General features: G+C 41.0%; 19 protein-coding genes. 5 read left to right on the forward strand and 14 right to left on the reverse strand.

The features are described from left to right. Window positions 1-45: 45 nt before the first annotated feature. Window positions 46-687: a recombination protein O N-terminal domain-containing protein gene (locus IJT21_09705; protein ID MBQ7578523.1), complete on the reverse strand. Its 642-nt coding sequence runs from the start codon at window positions 685-687 to the stop codon at window positions 46-48. After that, entirely contained in the window at window positions 687-2000 is a 1314-nt protein-coding gene (locus IJT21_09710; protein MBQ7578524.1) for a sugar transferase, read from the reverse strand. Before IJT21_09710 ends, IJT21_09705 begins: the two co-directional genes overlap by 1 nt. Window positions 2001-2151: 151 nt before the next feature. On the opposite strand from IJT21_09710, the gene IJT21_09715 reads away from it, so the two are divergent. After that, window positions 2152-3504: an MATE family efflux transporter gene (locus tag IJT21_09715; protein ID MBQ7578525.1), complete on the forward strand. Its 1353-nt coding sequence runs from the start codon at window positions 2152-2154 to the stop codon at window positions 3502-3504. Window positions 3505-3658: 154 nt separating this feature from the next. On the opposite strand, the gene IJT21_09720 is transcribed toward IJT21_09715, so the two are convergent. The 12 genes from IJT21_09720 to IJT21_09775 form a co-directional block, all read right to left on the reverse strand. Then, window positions 3659-5425 (reverse strand): SH3 domain-containing protein, encoded by a 1767-nt coding sequence (locus IJT21_09720; GenBank protein MBQ7578526.1) that lies wholly within the window; start codon window positions 5423-5425, stop codon window positions 3659-3661. Window positions 5426-5497: 72 nt separating this feature from the next. After that, on the reverse strand, window positions 5498-6463 hold the full coding sequence (locus IJT21_09725; GenBank protein MBQ7578527.1) for a threonylcarbamoyl-AMP synthase: 966 nt from the start codon (window positions 6461-6463) through the stop codon (window positions 5498-5500). Then, window positions 6435-7574, reverse strand: coding sequence for a tRNA guanosine(34) transglycosylase Tgt (tgt, locus tag IJT21_09730; protein MBQ7578528.1), 1140 nt, complete (start codon window positions 7572-7574; stop codon window positions 6435-6437). Before tgt ends, IJT21_09725 begins: the two co-directional genes overlap by 29 nt. 8 nt (window positions 7575-7582) lie before the next feature. Continuing rightward, the gene (locus IJT21_09735; protein MBQ7578529.1) at window positions 7583-8356 is read right to left on the reverse strand and encodes a TatD family hydrolase; all 774 of its coding nucleotides are present in this window, start codon (window positions 8354-8356) and stop codon (window positions 7583-7585) included. Continuing rightward, window positions 8353-9324 (reverse strand): riboflavin biosynthesis protein RibF, encoded by a 972-nt coding sequence (ribF, locus tag IJT21_09740; protein MBQ7578530.1) that lies wholly within the window; start codon window positions 9322-9324, stop codon window positions 8353-8355. The genes IJT21_09735 and ribF overlap by 4 nt, the downstream gene beginning before the upstream one ends. 10 nt (window positions 9325-9334) lie before the next feature. Further along, entirely contained in the window at window positions 9335-10213 is an 879-nt protein-coding gene (truB, locus tag IJT21_09745; GenBank protein ID MBQ7578531.1) for a tRNA pseudouridine(55) synthase TruB, read from the reverse strand. Further along, a complete protein-coding gene (locus IJT21_09750) occupies window positions 10191-11192 on the reverse strand; it encodes a bifunctional oligoribonuclease/PAP phosphatase NrnA (GenBank protein MBQ7578532.1) in 1002 nt (333 codons plus the stop codon). Before IJT21_09750 ends, truB begins: the two co-directional genes overlap by 23 nt. Continuing rightward, the gene (gene rbfA / locus IJT21_09755) at window positions 11167-11538 is read right to left on the reverse strand and encodes a 30S ribosome-binding factor RbfA (GenBank protein ID MBQ7578533.1); all 372 of its coding nucleotides are present in this window, start codon (window positions 11536-11538) and stop codon (window positions 11167-11169) included. Before rbfA ends, IJT21_09750 begins: the two co-directional genes overlap by 26 nt. Continuing rightward, complete coding sequence (infB, locus tag IJT21_09760; GenBank protein ID MBQ7578534.1) at window positions 11538-13478, reverse strand: translation initiation factor IF-2; 1941 nt, start codon at window positions 13476-13478, stop codon at window positions 11538-11540. Before infB ends, rbfA begins: the two co-directional genes overlap by 1 nt. Beyond that, window positions 13471-14061: a DUF448 domain-containing protein gene (locus tag IJT21_09765; protein MBQ7578535.1), complete on the reverse strand. Its 591-nt coding sequence runs from the start codon at window positions 14059-14061 to the stop codon at window positions 13471-13473. Before IJT21_09765 ends, infB begins: the two co-directional genes overlap by 8 nt. Beyond that, the gene (gene nusA, locus IJT21_09770; GenBank protein ID MBQ7578536.1) at window positions 14042-15130 is read right to left on the reverse strand and encodes a transcription termination/antitermination protein NusA; all 1089 of its coding nucleotides are present in this window, start codon (window positions 15128-15130) and stop codon (window positions 14042-14044) included. The genes IJT21_09765 and nusA overlap by 20 nt, the downstream gene beginning before the upstream one ends. Further along, complete coding sequence (locus IJT21_09775) at window positions 15127-15642, reverse strand: ribosome maturation factor RimP (GenBank protein MBQ7578537.1); 516 nt, start codon at window positions 15640-15642, stop codon at window positions 15127-15129. The genes nusA and IJT21_09775 overlap by 4 nt, the downstream gene beginning before the upstream one ends. Window positions 15643-17206: 1564 nt before the next feature. Between IJT21_09775 and IJT21_09780 the strand changes: the two genes are divergently transcribed. The 4 genes from IJT21_09780 to IJT21_09795 form a co-directional block, all read left to right on the forward strand. After that, window positions 17207-17578, forward strand: coding sequence for a DNA-binding protein (locus IJT21_09780; GenBank protein MBQ7578538.1), 372 nt, complete (start codon window positions 17207-17209; stop codon window positions 17576-17578). Window positions 17579-17581: 3 nt separating this feature from the next. Continuing rightward, window positions 17582-18913, forward strand: a complete 1332-nt coding sequence (gene ffh, locus IJT21_09785) for a signal recognition particle protein (protein MBQ7578539.1) — start codon at window positions 17582-17584, stop codon at window positions 18911-18913. A 33-nt stretch (window positions 18914-18946) separates the two neighbouring features. Next, window positions 18947-19213, forward strand: a complete 267-nt coding sequence (gene rpsP / locus IJT21_09790) for a 30S ribosomal protein S16 (GenBank protein MBQ7578540.1) — start codon at window positions 18947-18949, stop codon at window positions 19211-19213. Window positions 19214-19283: 70 nt separating this feature from the next. Next, window positions 19284-19514 (forward strand): KH domain-containing protein (locus IJT21_09795; protein ID MBQ7578541.1); only part of this gene is annotated, 231 nt, incomplete at its 3' end.

The following is a 19514-nucleotide window of genomic DNA, read 5'->3' on the forward strand; positions in this document are numbered from 1 at the left end:
CCACCCACCCTGTTCAGCGGCGGCTTATTTGCACATCAGAGGGGTTTATTTCTCATTCAGGAATTTATACGCGGACTCAGCTGCGTACTTGAAAATATTTTTGCGGATATTATTACTTAATGGGGAGGAAAAAATTTTTATCACATTTTTTGTGTCAACCTTAGTTAATTGCGCAAGTAAAATAGTCTCGTCGCGGTTGAAATTTTTTGTACTGCAAAATTGCATAATGTCAGGTGCAATACCCCATAAATTAAGCCAATTCCATATAAATCTCCAGTCAGACGCGTCTGCAGGCACAATTTTTTCACATAATAATTTCATGTTCCAGTATAAATTTGCTAATAAATCATTGTCGGGCTGATCGTCCAATAAATATTTTAATACAGCTTTTGACCATTTGAACGCCGTTAATATCGTGTCAGGTGCTTTGCGAATATTTAACATATCTTCGTAGATGTCAATATCTTCGACTCTGTAATTTTTCCCTTTGGGCTTGCGTTTAAGTGCGAAGGTTCCCCAGCAAAACGGCTCTGAATCTCCTCCGAAACTATTTTTGCCGGCTGTAGGCATTGTCGCTGTAATTATTCCGTACTCCTTCAAAAAAAGTTTTGTCCATAAAGTATTCTCGCCGTAACTTTTGCGAAATAATATAACGCCCGACGATTTTATGACGTAATCACTTGGCATTAATAAGCCCCTTTTTTCGAGAATATTATATAAATTGTCTTAATGAGAATTACTATATCAAGCCACACAGACCAATTGCGAATATAATATAAATTCATTTCGCGCCGGATGTATTTATCTTTGCTGTTACTTCTGCTGACCTGCCATAAGCCAGTCAAACCAGGTTTAACTGCATAAATTTTTTGTGCAATATAATCACCGTAAATTAAATCTACATCTTTCTGAATTAACGGATGAGGCCCGACAAGACTCATTTCTCCGCGTAAGACATTAAATAATTGCGGGAGTTCATCAATATTGAAGCGTAATAAAAATTTTCCCGTTTTCGTATTTCTTGCAGCACGAAATTTGTAGATTCTAAAATGTTTCGTTTTCCAGCCGACCCGCTTTTGTGTGCAGAAAATAGAGTCTTTGCGCCTAAATTTTATTATCAACGCTGTAATAATCATGACCGGCGAGAAAATTATAATTGCAGTCAATGCGCCGATATAGTCAATTAAATTTTTTATCACGCGGTTAAACGGGTTTAATAGTCCCTGCGAGGCTGATATTACGGGCATTCCGTCAACGTCCTTAATCGAGGCCGAAAAAGTCGTAAGCATATACATATCTGGGATATAATGAACTTGCCTGACCTGAAATTCTACAATGTCTAAAATGTGAGTTAATAATTTTCTTGATGCTGTAGAAATTGCGACTGCTGCTTCATCGATTCTGTACTGATTATAAATTGTCTCAAAGTCTTCAAGTCTGCCCAAAACTTTGAAACCTGCGATAATTTTTCCTTGTTTATTCTTGTCATCGTCGAGAAAGCCTATTACTTTGCAAGCTGTGAAGGGGTGTGAGATTATAGTTTTCGCGAAAATTTCACCCGCCCGGCCTGCTCCTAATATTATAATGTTAGTCGATAGAATCCCGGCAGCAAATAAAATTCTCCGGAACAAGTAACGCGCTAACAGGCACAACGGCACAAATATAATAATGCTTACAACTATAATAAATCTCGAAATATCAAATTTTTGCGAATAAAGATATAAAGCTATCACGAGTAAAACAAGTACGGCAGATTTTAGAATTGTCTCGAGTTCGTCCCAGATAATCCAGTTCTTGAAGTCGTATAATGAATTGAAGTAGAAGACAGCCAGCACAGTCCCAATAAAGAACGCTTTTACTTCAAATGAGAAGCCCGCCGGGTTATTTTGCGTGAACCATATTGACACGACTAATAAAAAACTCAGCCAATACAAAAACGCGTCAATGGCTGCCTGTGTAAACGCTAGTAAAGTTCTTATTATTCCAGAATATTTATTCATAATCGTCAACTATTGAAAGATTCAGATTTTATCATGAATCAATCAAGTCAACCCCTTTTTTCAAGTCTAAAATTTTAAATTTGCGTTGATTATATCATTAAATTACTTGTTATAATGAGTCAATTCATATTAGCACAGGAGAAATATTTTAATGCAGAATAAAGCAAATGAACAGGATAAAAAATTTTTGTTGATGACGACTCAGCCGGTCGAGAGTCTTGTGTGTCGTCTTGCAGTGCCCTCTATAGTAACTATGATGATAAGTGCAATTTACAATATGGCGGACACTTTTTTTGTTGCGAGACTCGATATTCAATCCCCTGCTGCAGTGGGTATAGTGTTCTCGTACATGGCATTTATTCAGGCAATAGCATTTTTCTTCGGGCAAGGGAGCGCGACATTTATATCACGTTCATTAGGCGCAAAAAATAGAAATATCGCGGAAATTGCAGCCTCAACCGGGTTTTATTCTGTGTTGATTGTCGGAGCATTAATCGCGTGTGCGGGCTTTATCTGGATGGACGAGCTATTAAAGTTATTAGGTTCAACTGAAACTATTATGCCCTATGCGCGAAAATATTTCAGATACATTTTGCTGGGAACGCCGTTAATAATGAGTTCGTTTGTGATGAATAATCAAATGCGTTTTCAGGGTAATGCGTGGATGGGCATGACGGGAATCACAATCGGTGCGGGATTAAATATAATTCTTGATCCGATATTTATATTTGTGCTTGATATGGGGGTTGCAGGGGCTTCACTCGCTACGATGATTGCGCAGTTTATCAGCTTTATAATTCTTGTAAGGCTCACGGAAAAAGGGGATCAGACTCCGTTAAAGATTTCAAATTTTAGGCCAAGCATAGAAATTTATCGTGAAATTACAGCAGGGGGCTTGCCTTCATTAGGTCGTCAGGGGCTTGCAAGTATTTCAGTTGCATACATGAATCAATTAGCAGGTTTTTACGGAGATTTAGCGATTGCAGCATTATCTGTTGTAGCTAGAGTCGTGCTATTTTCTACAGCGATGGTGCTCGGATTCGGTCAAGGCTTTCAACCGGTGTGCGCGTTTAATTTCGGAGCTAAGAAATTTGACAGAGTCAAGCGTGCATTTAAATTTTCTGTCATGATTACAAGTTGTTATTGTTTGTTTGTGAGTCTGACTGGGTTTATTTTTGCAGAAAATGTTATAGCGTTATTCAGGCCTGATGACCCGGATTTAATTGCGTTAGGTGCGAGGGCTTTACGTTATGAGTGCTATATTTATACGACTGTTGGATTTGTAACGATTACTAATATGTTTCTGCAAAGTACGAGAAAGACTCTTAGAGCGAGTATATTAGCTGCTTCCCGTCAAGGCTTTATGTTTGCGCTTGCGTTACATTTCGGGCGTAAATTTTTAGGATTAACTGGGATTGCGATGGCACAGCCGAATGCCGACGCTTTGACGCTGTTAATTGCTGTACCGTTTGCGATTAGTGCTTTGCGTGAGATGAGAGAATAAACTTTTGCGTATTCGCGCTACCCCTTCAAAACGGGTGGGCGGGTGGGCGGAACGAACGTATTCGCGCGATAAATTAACTGCGCTGTGAGTGATTTACGTGAAAAAATTTTGCCCCCTGACTCATCATCAGAGGGCTTTTTCTTGCGTATTGTTATTATCTTACTTCATTAACTGTAATTGACGTTATAGAATTATTGCGGTCTAACTGAACGCTTAAACCTGTAGTGCTTCCCTCGTTGTAATTCATGACTCGATTGCTCATGCTTGAAGGATAGCCCATAATTTGAAGTAATGCCGTCTGACTCATTCCCACTTTGAGGCCGTTTTGTAGTTCGTGCTTGGCCTGAGTGATTCTTACTCTTGTTATGTCATCGCCCCTGAATGAAACAGTGAGTCCCGGCCATTCTGCTGACGTGTTAGAGCTTCTTGTCGGTTGTCCGAGAGATTCAATTAATTGATTCTTGTTGCTTCCGAAAGATTTTATCAGCGCATTAGAATAACCTTGAGGGAGGCCGCCTCCTATTGGTTGCATATATTGACCATAGACCCAGCCTTCACGATTATTAGTTCTGATGTGATACCAAGTGCCGTTAAGATTTCCGGATCTGCCAGTCCATGAGTCAAAGACTTCGACTCTTGAGCCGTTGCTAAGTCGTGTTACTCTTGCTGAACTTGTCGAGTGATCTGCGCGGATATTGACTCCGTTTCCTGTAATAACTCCTGATTTAGGCGTTCTATCTGGAGTGAAATTCGGCAAAATATTTTCAGTTACTACAACATTTTCAACTGGCTGAGCTATGCTTATATCTTCAGACGCTGAAGGGTTGTGCTGCCGTCTTTGAGGCTGGGGAATTACTTCGGGTCTTACCATAGGCGGCAAATCTCCGGGCGGAAGTTTGCGGAGACTCAGCAAGAAATATAATGCTCCTCCTACTGCGCCGACTAATAATAATATTCCGAATATGCGCTTAAAAGGTGAACGCCTGCGGTTTTTGCCGCGTTTTGTGTATTTAGAGCTGCTAAATTCCTGATACGACGATGCAGCTTCTTCGGGGTCATGCCGTGAATTATATCTGTTATTACGGCCGGGGTTGACTAACACTCTGTAATTAGGTAAAGCTCCTGCACTGCTCATTTCATCACCATCATTCATATTTATATTTACAGTATTGCTTACGTTTTCTGGTTCGTGCTGCGGTTCTGGTACTGCGGTAAAATCATTCTGAGGCTTATTTATTATATCAGGGACTTGATTATTACTATTTGCGCTAAGATCGTTCATGACAAATAATTTAGTCCCGCAGGAAGAACAAAATTTTGCGTCACGTGCGACAGTCATTCCGCATGTTGGACAAGTTTTCGAGCTTCTTATACGCAATTTTGGCGGCTGGGCTGGCGGCTGGCTTGCTGGTTGAAAATTGTCGAGTCTTTCGCCGTCGTCAAGTGTGTCAAGATTTACGCTATTATTTAACGGGGTTGAAGGCCTGAAATCGTCGCTGCTGTCGTCGTCGTAAAAAAATTCTTCGCCTTCTGTGTAGCCTCGTCCATCAGGGTTTGAGTCCTCTTCATCATAATCATCGTCGTAAATGTCTCTGTAGTCGTCCTGCCTTTTTTTCAGGAAGAAGCAGAACAAGCCCGCAAAAACATAAATCCCCGCATATAACCAAGTATCCCGTGCAGCTGTGCAGATTCCGGCAGCCAAGAGCAAAAATAACGCTCCCCATTTGCTTTGATTGAATGCGATAATGCCCCCAATTAAAGCAAAAACAGCCGCAGCAATAGGAAGACTCGCAAGCAGAGTAGACGGCATACCAACAAGAGGCCCTCCCGTAATTGACAGCGAGCCGAACAACATAAACACTCCATGAATTATTGAAGTTATCGACGCGCCTAAGGTCAACGCTAAAATTATCCAGTTCATATTTTTTCGCCTTTACTCCTTCCGATTAAGTATATATTATTATACAAATTTAATTCAGCTTTTCATCATTTATTACGTTTTATTGGCAGCTCGTTTTATTCTGTCGCGCAGAGCCTCATTTATTCCGGAATTATCGCGCGGCCATTCTACAACAATGCACGAGAGATTATGAGACTCAAGCTCCCGGAAACCTGCAAATAAACCATGTGCAAAATTTTCGGGTGAATCAAATATTATTTTCTCTGCAAAGTTGTTAGCAGGCTCATTAATTCCCATAAAGCCCGAATTTGAATCATAAATTTCTGACTCGCATAAAATTTTAACTGGTATAGAAGGCGCATAATGTCTGTATCTTGTGCCGGGGGATCTCTTAGCGCTGTTCGAGTCAGGTACGCCGAGAGTCATATTTATTTCTGATTCGATTAATTCACGCGATAAACCGCCCGGACGAAGCAATAAAATTTTTTCGGAGCTGCTTACATCAATTACAGTAGACTCGAGTCCGACTCCTGTTCTGCCTCCGTCAAGAATCAAATCAATTCTCCCGTTCATGTCATTATAAACGCTTTCTGAATCTGTCGGGCTTGGCCGTCCGCTTAAATTTGCACTTGGTGCAGCAATGGGAGTATTTGCACTCTCAATCAATGACAAAGCAATATTATTATCAGGCATTCTAACAGCAGCAGTGCTTAAACCTCCGCGAGTCTGTAACGGGACTATATTTTTTGCGGGTAAAACTAGAGTCAAAGGTCCCGGCCAGAAAATTTTTGCGAGCTTTCTTGCTATGTCATTCATATAAACGAGCGACTCGGCTTGAGATATGCTGCTGACGTGTAAAATTAAAGGATTGTCCGACGGTCTGCCCTTTGCGAGATAAATTTTGCTGACTGAATCAGGATTCAAAGCGTCTGCACCGAGTCCGTATACAGTTTCAGTTGGAAAAGCAACGAGTCCCCCGCAATTAATTACATTTGCAGCCGATAAAATTTTTTCGCGTTCAGGATTCCATTTATCGAGGGTCAATATTTGGGTCATCATGAAATTTTGCTATAAAACTTTCGAGAAATTCAGGAAATTTACCGGCGATAATTGCTTCACGCGCCTGTTCTGCGATTCTAATTGTAAAGCGTAAATTATGCCACGAATTTAAACGCGCGCCGAGAATCTCCCCGCAAATTGATAAATGCCGTAAATATGCACGAGTGAAATTTTTGCATGTGTAGCAGTCGCACTCAGGGTCTAACGGGAAAAATTCATCAGCGTGAGTCTTGCCTCTCATGTTAATGCGTCCTGACGAAATAAATAATGTCCCTGTACGGCCGTTGCGGGTCGGCATTACGCAGTCAAACATATCAACACCGCGCGAAATTCCTTCGACGATATTTAACGGATAGCCAACACCCATTAAGTAACGAGGTTTATTGCGCGGCATTAAATTATTCAGCAGATCTAAAGAATGATACATTTCTGCGTGAGTCTCGCCGACAGAGAGTCCCCCGATTGCATAACCGGGAAAATCAAGATTTGTTATTTCTTTTGCGCTTCGTTCGCGTAAATCGTCATAAATGCTGCCTTGAACGATTCCGAATAACGCCTGTTTTGACGGGTCATTATTGCGCGAGAAAAATTCTTTTGAACGTTCAGCCCATAAAGTTGTGCGCCTTACTGCCTCTTCTGCCTTGTCATGACTCGCGGGAAATTCGCAGCACTGGTCAAAGCACATCGTTATGTCAGAACCTAATACGCCTTGAAATTTCATCGACCATTCAGGCGACATAATTAATTGCGATCCGTCAATGTGAGAACGGCATAAAACATTTTCGTCCGTAATTTTTTGCAGTTTGGCGAGTGAGAAAACTTGAAATCCGCCGCTGTCCGTTAAAATGGGACGATTCCAATTCATAAATTTATGTAAACCGCCGGCCTTCCCGATTATTTCATTTCCCGGACGTAAATATAAATGGTAGGTGTTGCCAAGAATTATTTGCGAGTTTATTTCCTCAAGTTCGCGCACTGACATAGATTTTACAGTCGCAAGAGTCCCGACCGGCATAAAAACGGGAGTCTTTATTATTCCGTGAGGTGTAATTAATTCTCCTGCGCGGGCTCCTGTTTTGCTGCATTCAGCTATGATTCTAAATTCAAACAAGTTATCAATCACTCCCAGTTAAAGAAATTTTTTGCGTTGATTTCGATTCTATTAGCTAAATCTGAAATATCCAAATTTTTTATCTCTGCTGCTTTGTCGTATACATATTTTATATAAGCAGGTTCGTTTATTTTCCCGCGAAAAGGAGCCGGAGCCATGTACGGACAATCAGTCTCAAGCAAAATATTATGAATCGGAACACGTTTAAAGACTTCGCGCAATTCATCACCGTTTTTGCCCGGCCAAGTCAAAGCACCCCCGAACGCGCACATAGAGTCAAAGCTCAAGACTTCATCAAGATATTCAAGTCCGCCGCTGTAACAGTGAAATAATAATTTGAGATTCCTATAATCGCGTAAAATATTCATAGCGTCGTGCATGGCCTCTCTAATGTGAAGAATGACCGGCATATTTTCACGTGCTGCAAATTCGAGCTGCAAAGAAAACATTTTATGCTGATCCTCTCTGCTTGAATGATTATAATGATAGTCAAGGCCGATTTCTCCGACAGCACAGACTCTTTCATTCTTTATGAGCGCGCTAAATTCTTCGGGGACTTGATTATAACGCCCGGACTCATGCGGATGAATCCCGACAGAAGCGTATAACCCGAACTGTGCGAAATCGTGAGCCATTGCAGCAGCCTCGCAGCTATCCTCGAAATCACAGCCGACATTCATAAATTTTTTGACTCCTGCGTCTCTTGCACGTGAAATAACTGCACGAGAATCAAGCCTCAACTCTTGCGAATTTATATGACAATGTGAATCTATTAAGTTCATTTATTCAACCTTCCTGCTAAATTTATTATCTCAACTTGCAAATCACTTGCTATATATATTTCCCGTGAGCGTTCGAGAAAATTTCTTGTGTCAAAATCTTTTATTGCTTCATTATAAATTTTTCTGCATTCTATTACGTCATTATTTATCTGCGCCGTTAACGCGTCTTTATCCGGAAAAATTTTTATATCCCGCACCTTGTCGAGCAAAAAAATAATTATCTCCTGACCATAAATATTTTCTGCAAAATCTAATATATGAGTCTCGATTCTTGTCCCGCTCACGTCATTAAATGTCGGGTTATTGCTGATTGACAAAGCACCGGGATAAAATTTTTCATTCACAAGCACACTAACAGAATAAACGCCGTATGGAGGCACGATTTTATTTGCTGGAATCTTCAAATTTGCTGTAGGATAATTCATCGTCCGGCCTCGTTGATTACCTGCAATTACTTCACCAATCATGAAAAACGGGTAACCTAAAATTTTATTTGCGCTGTCAATATCGCCCTGATAAATTTTTTTGCGCACAAGTGAACTCGAATATATATTTTTTTGCAGGAGTCCGGCTATAAAAATTTTGTTGATTCTGTCGGATTCTGCAAGCTGCTTTAAAGTCTCTGCACTTCCTGAATTATCGCGCCCAAAATGAAAATCGCTCCCCATTACAAGACCGTCAACGTTAAATTTTTCGCGAATCAACTGCCAGAACTCTAACGGTGTCAAATTTCTTAATTCATCGTCAAAGCGTAAAATAAACATATTAGGAACGTTCAAAAATTGCCTGATTAACTCGCGCTCATTGAGTGAAAATAAAGAATGCTTAATTTTCCGCAGATATTCCGCCGGATGAGGTGAAAACGAGATTACAGCCCAGTCATTATTTATAGAATTGCGAGCGCAGATATTTAATAGTTCGTCATGCCCCTTGTGAAAACCGTCAAATGCTCCGATTGTAACTAACATTTTTGCGTGATCACTCTTTCATGACAGTAACTAAAGGCTTTACATAATCATAGCCCGCGTAAGTCCCGAACCCGATAAAAGAATCTCCCTCAACACAAATTATATTATTCATCACGGCCAAGCCCTGAGAGACTCTCTCACTATTGCGAAGTAAAATGCTCATACCGTTGAGAAAACTTTTAGAGTCGCGTTCTGATATGTAGATTCGATTATAATTTTTCGCAAGCTCGTCTAAATGCGTAAATTTAAAATTGTCGTCGAGTTCGTTTGCGTCATTAACCGTAAAATTTCCGGTCGAGACTCTCACAAGCGATTTAATGTAAGCTCCTGAACCTGTGATTTTTCCGAGATCGCGCGCAAGACTCCTTATATATGTTCCTTTACTGCAGGAAATTTCTAATTCAATCGTGCCGGACTCGCTGTTATAGGGCGAAATTATATTTATCTCACGAAAGAAAACCGGACGAGCTTTCATTTCGGGACTCTGACCTGAACGGGCGAGCTTGTATGCGGGCTTACCTTCGATTTTGACAGCTGAAATTTCCGGAGGACTCTGCATTCTCCAGCCTGAAAATTTATATAACGAGTCAAGTAACATTTTTTCGTCGAGATTCTCAAAGCCCCGCGACTCAATAATTTCACCCGAATAATCGCATGTATCTGTCTCGCTCCCGAATTGAATCACAGCACGATAAACTTTCGGCAATGACATAATAAAACCGCTGAGTCTCGTCGCCTTGTCAATAAGCAAAATCAGCAGCCCCGACGCAGTAGAGTCAAGTGTTCCTGCATGACCTACTTTATAGCCTCCGAGCTGCTTTTTCACCATTGCTACACATTGAGTGCTGCGAATATTTACAGGCTTGTTAATCAGTACTAGTGCATTCATGATATTTGCTCGTCAAAAAATTTTCTATTCTGTCAACTAATTCATTTAATGAGCCTTCAAGAGTCGCACCTGCCGCACGTTCATGACCTCCGCCGTTGAATAATCTTGCGACTTCTCCCGCGTTGAATGGGCTTCCTTCACGAGATCTAAAACTTGCGCGGATAAGCCCGTCAAAACTTTCATGAATCATTACAGCAAATTTTATATTTCTCAGAGTCATTAACGTACTTGGGAGCCCTTCTGTATCAGTTAATTTCGCGCCGGTTTCCCTGAAATCATCAGCTGACAAATAAGAGACCGCAAAAATTTCATCAAGAATCTTCACGCGCTCAAATGCCCTCGCCCATAAATTAAAACTTGCCCGAGTCTTGTTCTGCATAATGAAATCGCTTATTCTCGCAGGATCCACGCCCGACAATAATAAATCAGCCGCCATTAAATGACTCTCCGGCCCTGTATTAGAAAAATTGAATCCTCCAGTATCAGTAAATAATCCCGTGTAAAGACTCTCGGCTATCTCGCGCGTTATCGGCCAGTTATCGGACTTGAAGACTCTATAAAGCATTTCGCACGTTGAAGAAGCCCGGCCGTCAACACAATTAATTTGCGCAAAAAAAGTATTGTCCTCGTGATGATCGATATTCAGCGAATTAATATTTTTGCTGGAGTCAAAGCCGTTAATATATGTGCGCAACTCGTTCGAGCAGTCAAGGAAAATATAAAGCGTTTCAGGTTCGTTAAAGTCTAATTTTTCGCACGAGATATATTTATCAGTGTTAGCTAAAAATTTATAAGTCAGCGGCAAATCTAAGTCAGCACCGAGCCACTTTACATTTTTTCCGAGATTATGACCCATCGTAAATAATGCACTGACGGAACCTGCTGCATCACCGTCGGTCTTATTGTGAGCAAATATAACCCAGTTCTGAAATTTTTTCAGGACTCGTGAAGCCTCAAATAAATTCTTCGTCTGCGTCATGATCAATCAGTCCTAATTTATCAAGAATGCTGTCAATTTTTGCGCCGTATTCGCTGCTTCCGTCAATAAAGAATTCAAGTTCAGGGACTCGGCGTAATTTAATATTTTCACCGAGCATGCCCCTTATTGCGCCCTTAATCTCGTTCAAATCGCGTAAAATTCCCGGACATTTGCGAAACTCTAAGGCCGTGAAGAAAACTTTTGCGCGTTCTAAATCCTTGCTGCATTCAACACCGGTTATGATTGTTCCCTTCACGCTTGATTTCTTGACTCTGGTCTCGATTATTAAAGCAATTTCGCGCTGTAACTGCTTGTTAATTCTTGCCATGCGTAAATTATTGCTCATTATAGAGATCTCTTCTCCTCTATTACATCATAGACTTCGAGAATATCGCCTTCTTTAAAATCTTGGAAGCCTTCGAGACAGATCCCGCAGTCCATCCCTGCACGAATTTCGCGCGCCTCGTCTTTCTCGTGCCTCAATGATGCGATTTTCCCGTCCCATATTACAATGCCGTCATGAATGACTCTAACTTTTGCAGTGCGCTTAATGACTCCTTTAGTAACGTGAGAACCTGCGATTCTGCCGACTTTGGGAGCGTTGAAAATTTTTCTGATTTCTACTTCGCCTAATGACTCCTCGCGTAAAGTTGGCTTCAATAATCCGCCCATAGCAGCTTTTATTTCGTCTATTACGTCATAAATTACATTATAGATTCTGATTTCTACGCCGTTTACTTCTGCCATGCGTTTTGCGTTCGAGTCGGGCCTGACGTTAAAGCCTATGATTATTGCATTCGATGCAGACGCTAACATTACATCACTTTCCGCGATTCTTCCGACTCCGCGATGAACGATTGAGACTCCGACTTCATTTGTAGCTAATTTCTCAAGCACACCGCAGAGAGCTTCAAGAGATCCCTGCACGTCGCATTTGATAACTAAATTTATGTGCGGTAATTGACCCTCCTGCAAATTTGAGTATAAATCTTCAAGACTTGCTTTCTTATTTTCGCCGGTTGAGTCGCGTTCAGAAACTTTTGCTGCGTCGATAGCGTCTCTAGCTTCTTTATCTGTCTTGACAACTCGAAACGATTCGCCCGGATTAGGTACATCAACGAGCCCTAAAATTTCAACGGGTGTGCTTGGGGGAGCTTCTTTGACTCCTTTGCCTGACCAATCGAATAAAGCGCGGATTTTTCCCCACGTTGAGTCAAATAAAATTATGTCGCCTGCTTTGAGTGTGCCTTCTTTAACGATTACTGTAGCGACGGGGCCTTTGCCTTTGTCGAGTCTTGCTTCGATTACTACACCTTCAGGCGATGCATTGGGATTAGCTTTGAGTTCCTGCATTTCTGCTTCGAGTAAAACGCGTTCGAGTAAATCAGAGACTCCGATTCCCTGCTTGGCCGAGATTTCTACTGCTCCGACATCACCGCCCCAGCCCTCTGTGTAAATTCCCATTTCTGACAACTGCTGACGGACTCTATCAGGTTTCGCGCCCTGCTTGTCGATTTTATTTATTGCGACGACTAAGGGAACTCCAGCGGCCTTAATGTGTGCGATTGCTTCACGTGTTTGGGGCATTACTCCATCATCAGCACCGATAACGAGAATTACAATATCAGTAACATTTGCTCCTCTAGCTCTCATTGCTGTAAAAGCCTCGTGGCCGGGGGTATCGAGGAAAACAATTTTTTTCTTGTCCTGCATGACGACATATGCTCCGATGTGCTGAGTAATTCCGCCTGCCTCATGAGCTGCGACACTTGCATTTCTTATTTTGTCTAATAAAGTTGTTTTGCCGTGATCTACATGTCCCATTACTGTAATAATCGGGGGGCGTTCTTCAAGTTTTACAGGAGGTTTGACGGGTTCAGGCTTGATAACGGGTGCTGGTGCGGGCTTTTTTTCGGGAGCAGGTGTATTCGGTTTCTGTTGAGGTTTATTAAATTTTTGTTCGCGCCGGTCTTGTTTATGTGAAGGCTGTAAAATTTTTTCCGGCCTCTCTTGTTTTCGTTCTTGATTATTCTGCGGTCGTCTGTCTCTATCCCTGTCCCTGTCTCGTGATCTGTCTTGTGATTTAGAAGTCTTGCCGGCTCGTTCGGTTTTTTCTGCGCTGGCCTCATTGATGAGATTCTCTACAGTTTGGGCTATATCTTCATCTATTGAGCTTGAGTGCGATTTTACAGGTACGTCAAGCTGCTGCAAAACTGTTAATAATTCCTTGTTGGATTTATTTAATTTTCTGGCTAAATCGTAGATTCTTATCTTATTATTATTCACATGGCATACTCCTCTCAATATTTAATAGTGAACAAATTTTTTTCGCGAAACCTGAGCTCACCGGCAGCCCGATAACTTGTACTCCGCCTTTAGAGCCTACAGATTCCGATAATTCTTTAATGCTCATTCCGGGAAAAATCACATGCTTTGATTCAAGAAATTTTTTTATTCCGTCCGAGCAGTCATCAGCAGCGATCAATAAATTTTTATGCTTTGAGCTTTCGATTTTGTCAGCTCCGATTAATAACGTGCCTGACTTCCTCGCGAGTCCCAGAATCGAGCAAAGTTTTAATTTCGTGTTAGGCGCAAAATTTTTCGAGTGTTCCCTCAGTTCATCCCAGAATAAAGAGTCAATCTCATTTATTCCGAGTGAGCGTGCTAGAGTGCCTGATTTTATTGCGCGTTCTATGCATTCAGTATCCGGACAGATATAACAGCCTCTGCCCGGAAGTTTGCCGGAAATATCAATTACTGCGCGGCCGTCGGGACTCTTCACAATACGAATCAAATCGCGTTTAGACCCTTTTGCGCGGCAGACTACACAAGATCTCGCCGGTATATGCTTAGTCGTTGAATACGTCATGGAAAATATCTTTCAATGTAGGCATTCTGTCGGGCTCAACGGCTTTAATGTCAATCTTCCAACCGGTTAATTTTGCGGCGAGTCTGACATTTTGTCCGAGCTTCCCTATTGCCAGCGATAATTGATCCGGATAAACGTAAGCAACTGCCGAACGTTCAGTATCTAAAACGGGCTCAACTCTTGCGACCTGTGCAGGAGCTAACGCAGCAGAAATATATTTTAACGGGTCATCATCATAAACAATAACGTCAATTTTTTCGCCTTTAAGTGCGCTGCTGATGGCCTTAATTCGTGCGCCTCCATTACCGACACAAGCTCCGACGGGGTCAACGTTGGGATCTAATGTCGAGAGAGAAACTTTTGCGCGCGCTCCTCCATCACGTACGATACTTTTTATTTCGATAATGCCCTGCTGAATTTCGGGGATCTCAACTTCCATTAATTTGCGCAATAACCCCGGATGAGTCCTAGAGAGCATTATTTTAGGGCCTCGCGTTGATTTCTTCACGTCAAGCACATAAAATTTCATGCTTGCACCGAGATTATAGCGTTCACCCTGTATTTTTTCTTTGCGAACTAACACAGCGTCGGTCTTGTCATTGAGCTGTATAATTGTTTGATCGCCTTCGTTCTTGTAAACTGTGCCGGTTACAATTTCGCCGACTTTATCAGCAAATGCAGTGTAGACTACTTTTCGTTCTTCGTCTCGTAAACGCTGGGCGATAACTTGTCTTGCTGTCTGAGCTGCTATTCGTCCGAAGTCAGTCGGGTTGCGTTCGATTTTGATAGTTCCGCCGATTTCAGCGTCTTTGTCGTATCTTTTCGCGTCCTGCAAAGTTATTTGAGTGTCGTTATCCTCTACTTTATCTACGACATCGCGCAATTCATTTATGAGAATATCGCCCGAATCGTGATCTATGGTAATTTCTATATTTTGCTCTCCCGATTGATATTTCTTGTAAGCTGATGACAAAGCAGCCTCAAGAGTCGAGATTATCACATTTACGTCAAGCCCCCGTTCTTCCGAAAGAGTATCGAGAGCATCAATAAACTTGCGGCCAAGCTTCATTTCTTTGTCCTCCTGTTTCGTTTTTTGCTGGGCTTATTTGATTCTTCATCGTCGAACCTGAAAATTAAATTTCCTCCTTTAATAATTGCAAATGGTATATTTATATTTTTCCCATCACAGAGCAAAATTATTTGTGAGTCGTCTGCGCTGACAATTTCGCCCGTGAACGTTTTTCGCCCGTCAAGTAATTCATTGAGTCTGACTCTTGCCTCGCGTCCCTGAAATCTTATGTAGTCAGCGATTTTATATAATGGTCTCTCTATGCCTGGTGAACTGACTTCGAGATAATAACGCCCGTTATCGAGTGCGGGTAAATCCTGATTAGCGTCGAGAAATTTATTTACATGACCCGACACAAGCTCGCAGTCTCCCGCGTTAATGCCTCCGAGAGTGTCAATTAATATTTGCAGCTTAAGGCGGCCGAACTCCGTTTTTATTCCGGCATGGACGCATTCATAACCCAATTTCGTAACAATTAATTCTATTTGTGCTAAAAAATTTTCTATTGTCATTTATATAACTCTCACATATAAAAAAGGAGAGGAATTTTGCTCCGCTCCTTTCATAGTTTTATGAAATTGTGTAAATTATACGCCTTTTTTCTTGTTTCAATAACGGTAGAATTACTAACTAAGTGAATTTTTACTGCTGATTCCCTCGTTGAAAAATTTTGCTTCTGTCTGTGCGGTCAACTGAATCTCCGACAACACTGTAATGGTATAATAAATTTTTTCGGGAAGCTATGACAAAATATGTGAGACCCGTTTTTTTCTCGCGTTTTTGCTAGGCCTTTTTCCCCGTCTGTAATTATAAATGCACGTTTCTGAAATACTTTAATAAATTTTTCTGATAGGCAGGAATTAATAAAATACTCAGTTGTCGAATGCAAAATATATGTAGTTGGAAAATAAATCATGTGTCATATTCTGCAAAAACTTGAATATTCGCGCTACTCTATACTATAGTGAAAACACTAAATATTTTCGGAAAGCTATGACAAAATGTGTGCGACCCGTTTTTTTCCCTGCCCGTAATTCGAAAGACTTTAATGAATATCTCTTATTGTGTATTTCTCGTTAAGTTTTTTTCCCTAATTATAGTTATATAGTGAGCTATAGTTAAATTCTGTGCCATATCGCCAAGACTTTTATACCTGATCAGGAAAGATCGAAAGACGCGAAAATATTTCTTACGCATGATAATCACCCTTTGGAAATAAAATATTTATATAGTATAATACAAAAAGTTTCTCATCATGAAAATTTGAATCCAAGAAAAAGTTTTTACTAATACTTTTACTAATACCAAAATTGTACGTGATATTTTGTGTGTGTTTATTTTATCGCGATAAAATTTTTTTATTGCATTAATTTCGCGCAGAAAAATTTTTTAATGCACTTGGCACAATCGGTACAAAGTTTTTAGCTTTTGACTTCGCATAGATTTTGAGTTGTGGAATCTCACATTAGCGTGAAATTGTGTTATACACTTGAACAGCAGCCATTGACGCACAATCGGTAGTAAGTTTTTAGCTTTTGACTTCGCATAGATTTTAAAGTTTTGGAATCTCACATTAACGTGAAATTGTGTATACACTTGAACAGCAGCCATTGACGCACAGTCAGCACCAAGTTTTTAGCTTTTGACTTCGCATAGATTTTGAGTTTTGGAATCTCACATTAGCGTGAAATTGTGTTATACACTTGAACAGCAGCCATTGACGCACAGTCAGCACCAAGTTTTTAGCTTTTGACTTCGCATAGATTTTAAAGTTTTGGAATCTCACATTAGCGTGAAATTGTGTATGCACTTGAATAGCAGCCATTGACGCACAGTCAGCACCAAGTTTTTAGCTTTTGACTTCGCATAGATTTTAAAGTTTTGGAATCTCACATTAACGTGAAATTGTGTATACACTTGAATAGCTAGTACACTAATTGTGAATATGCACGGGCGCGAAAAAAATAGTTTTCCGAAAATGTTTATCATCTATAAATTCATGCGATAAAGTAATTTCATTGCCAATAAATAAATTATAACTCCCCAAAAAATATAAAATCTGTAAAGCAAATTTACTTGACAACAACGGGCAAATTTAAATATAATCTCACCATGACAGAAGAAAACGACAGCGATATTTTAAAGCGCAGGATACATTTCAACCTGTTATACGATTTCTACTCGCCTTTATTGACAGCGAGACAAAGAAAAATTTACGAGACATTATGCTTCAGTGATTTGACTCTTAGTGAGGCCGCAGAAGTTCTCGGAATAAGTCGGCAGGCTGTTCACGTTCTTGCACGTAATATAATGAAGAAACTTGATAATCTCGAACGCGATTTACATTTTGCAAAGACTACACGCAATTTCGAGTCAAGAATCAAGGAGCTTGAACAGGAAAATGAATCATTGCGCGAAAAGTTATTATTACAGAAAGGGGGAAATTAAATCATGTTCGACACGCTGAAGGAAAAATTATCGGCTGTTTTCGCAAAATTAGGCAGCAAAGGCAAATTATCGCCTGAAGACGTTGATAACGCATTAAGAGAAGTGCGGAGATCTTTACTTGAAGCTGATGTTGATTTTAGAGTCGCAAAAGATTTAATCGCAAAGATTCGCGAGCGTGCGTCAAGTCTTGAAGTCCTGCAGTCTATCACAGCAAATGAAAGAATAGCCGCTATTGTATATGAAGAATTAATTTCAATGATGGGCAAAAGCGTGCCTCTGATTATTTCACCCAAGCCCCCGACAGTTATATTAATGGCAGGTCTGCAAGGTTCCGGCAAGACAACAACAACTGTAAAACTTGCTAGATTCCTCAAAGATTCGCATAATCCCTTAGTTGTAGCTTGCGATTTAAGAAGGCCCGCAGCTGTCGAGCAATTAAGAGTCCTAGCTGATAACGCAAAAATTTCGTTTTATGGCGACACAAAAGAGTCAGACGTTCTAAAAGTTGTCAAAGGTGCAGCAAAATACGCAGAGTCCCATATGAACGACGTTATAATACTTGACACAGCCGGAAGACTCCATATTGACGATGAATTAATGACGGAATTAAAGAAAATCGCTGAAGTATTGCCCCCTCACGAGAAAATTTTAGTAGTTGACTCAATGATGGGACAAGAAGCTGTCAATTCTGCAAAATCTTTTCACGAGCTGTTGAATTTAACCGGACTTATTCTCACAAAAATGGACGGAGACGCGCGCGGAGGCAGTGCACTAGCTATCAGAGCTGTAACAGGAGTCCCCGTAAAATTTGCAGGTATGGGCGAAAACACTGACGCACTGGAAATTTTTAATCCTGAACGCATGGCCGGCCGTATTATGGGAATGGGCGATATTCAAGGACTCGTCGAGAAAGTTAAAGCAGCAGGTATTAACGAGAGTGAGATAAAGACTCCCGGAAAAATGGCCAAGCAATTTAATCTTGAGACTCTATTAACTCAATTTGAGCAGCTAGAAAAATTAGGGCCTCTCGATAAAATCGCAGGAATGATTCCGGGGCTTGACAAGATAAAAAATTTTCGAGCTGAAGACGCAGATTCAAGCCTTTTGCGCAAGAATAAGGCCATAATACAATCAATGACGCACGAAGAGAGAATCAACCCAAGAATTATTAAAGGCTCACGACGGCGCAGGATTGCAGAAGGGTCGGGGACTTCGGTTCAAATGGTAAATCAGCTGCTCGCCCAGTACGAACAAATGAAGAAATTATTTAAAAGTTTCTCGTCAGGTTCAGGGGGAGTCAGGAAGCTCAAGTCTTTATTTGGTTTCGGCAGGTAAAAAATTTATGAAATTGGAGGTGCACATCTAAGAATGGCGGTAAAGATTCGTTTGTCGCGTCAAGGCAGGAAAAAAGCCCCATTTTATAGATTAGTAGTAGCAGATGAGCGTTCACCGAGAGACGGTAAATTTATAGACTTAATCGGGACATATAATCCGATGACGGATCCAGCATCTGTTAATATCGACGAAGAACGGGCTTTACGTTGGCTGAAGAACGGTGCATTACCTTCAGACACGGCGCGCGGGCTTTTAAAGAAGCAGGGAATCTGGGACAAATTCAAGAACAGGGAAGCGTAAAATTTTTTCCCCTGTTATTTATTTATTAATTTCATCGTAGACCGCGAATAAAACAGGAGGTGCCACTTTAATGGTCAATTACAAAGAGCTTGTAGAGTTTATCGTCAAACACCTAGTAACGCAGCCTGAGTCAGTCGGCGTTGAAGGCAGTGAAGGCGAAGGCGGAAATAAAATCCTGATTCGGGTTGCCCATGAGGACGTGGGGCGAGTAATCGGGAAGAGGGGAGCAACGATCAACGCTATCCGGCTGTTGGCCAAAGCGGCAGCAGTCAAGGCCGGTGAAAGGGTTGATGTTGACATC

The sequence above is a fragment of the Synergistaceae bacterium genome (genome assembly GCA_017443945.1).
Classification (GTDB): domain Bacteria; phylum Synergistota; class Synergistia; order Synergistales; family Aminobacteriaceae; genus JAFUXM01.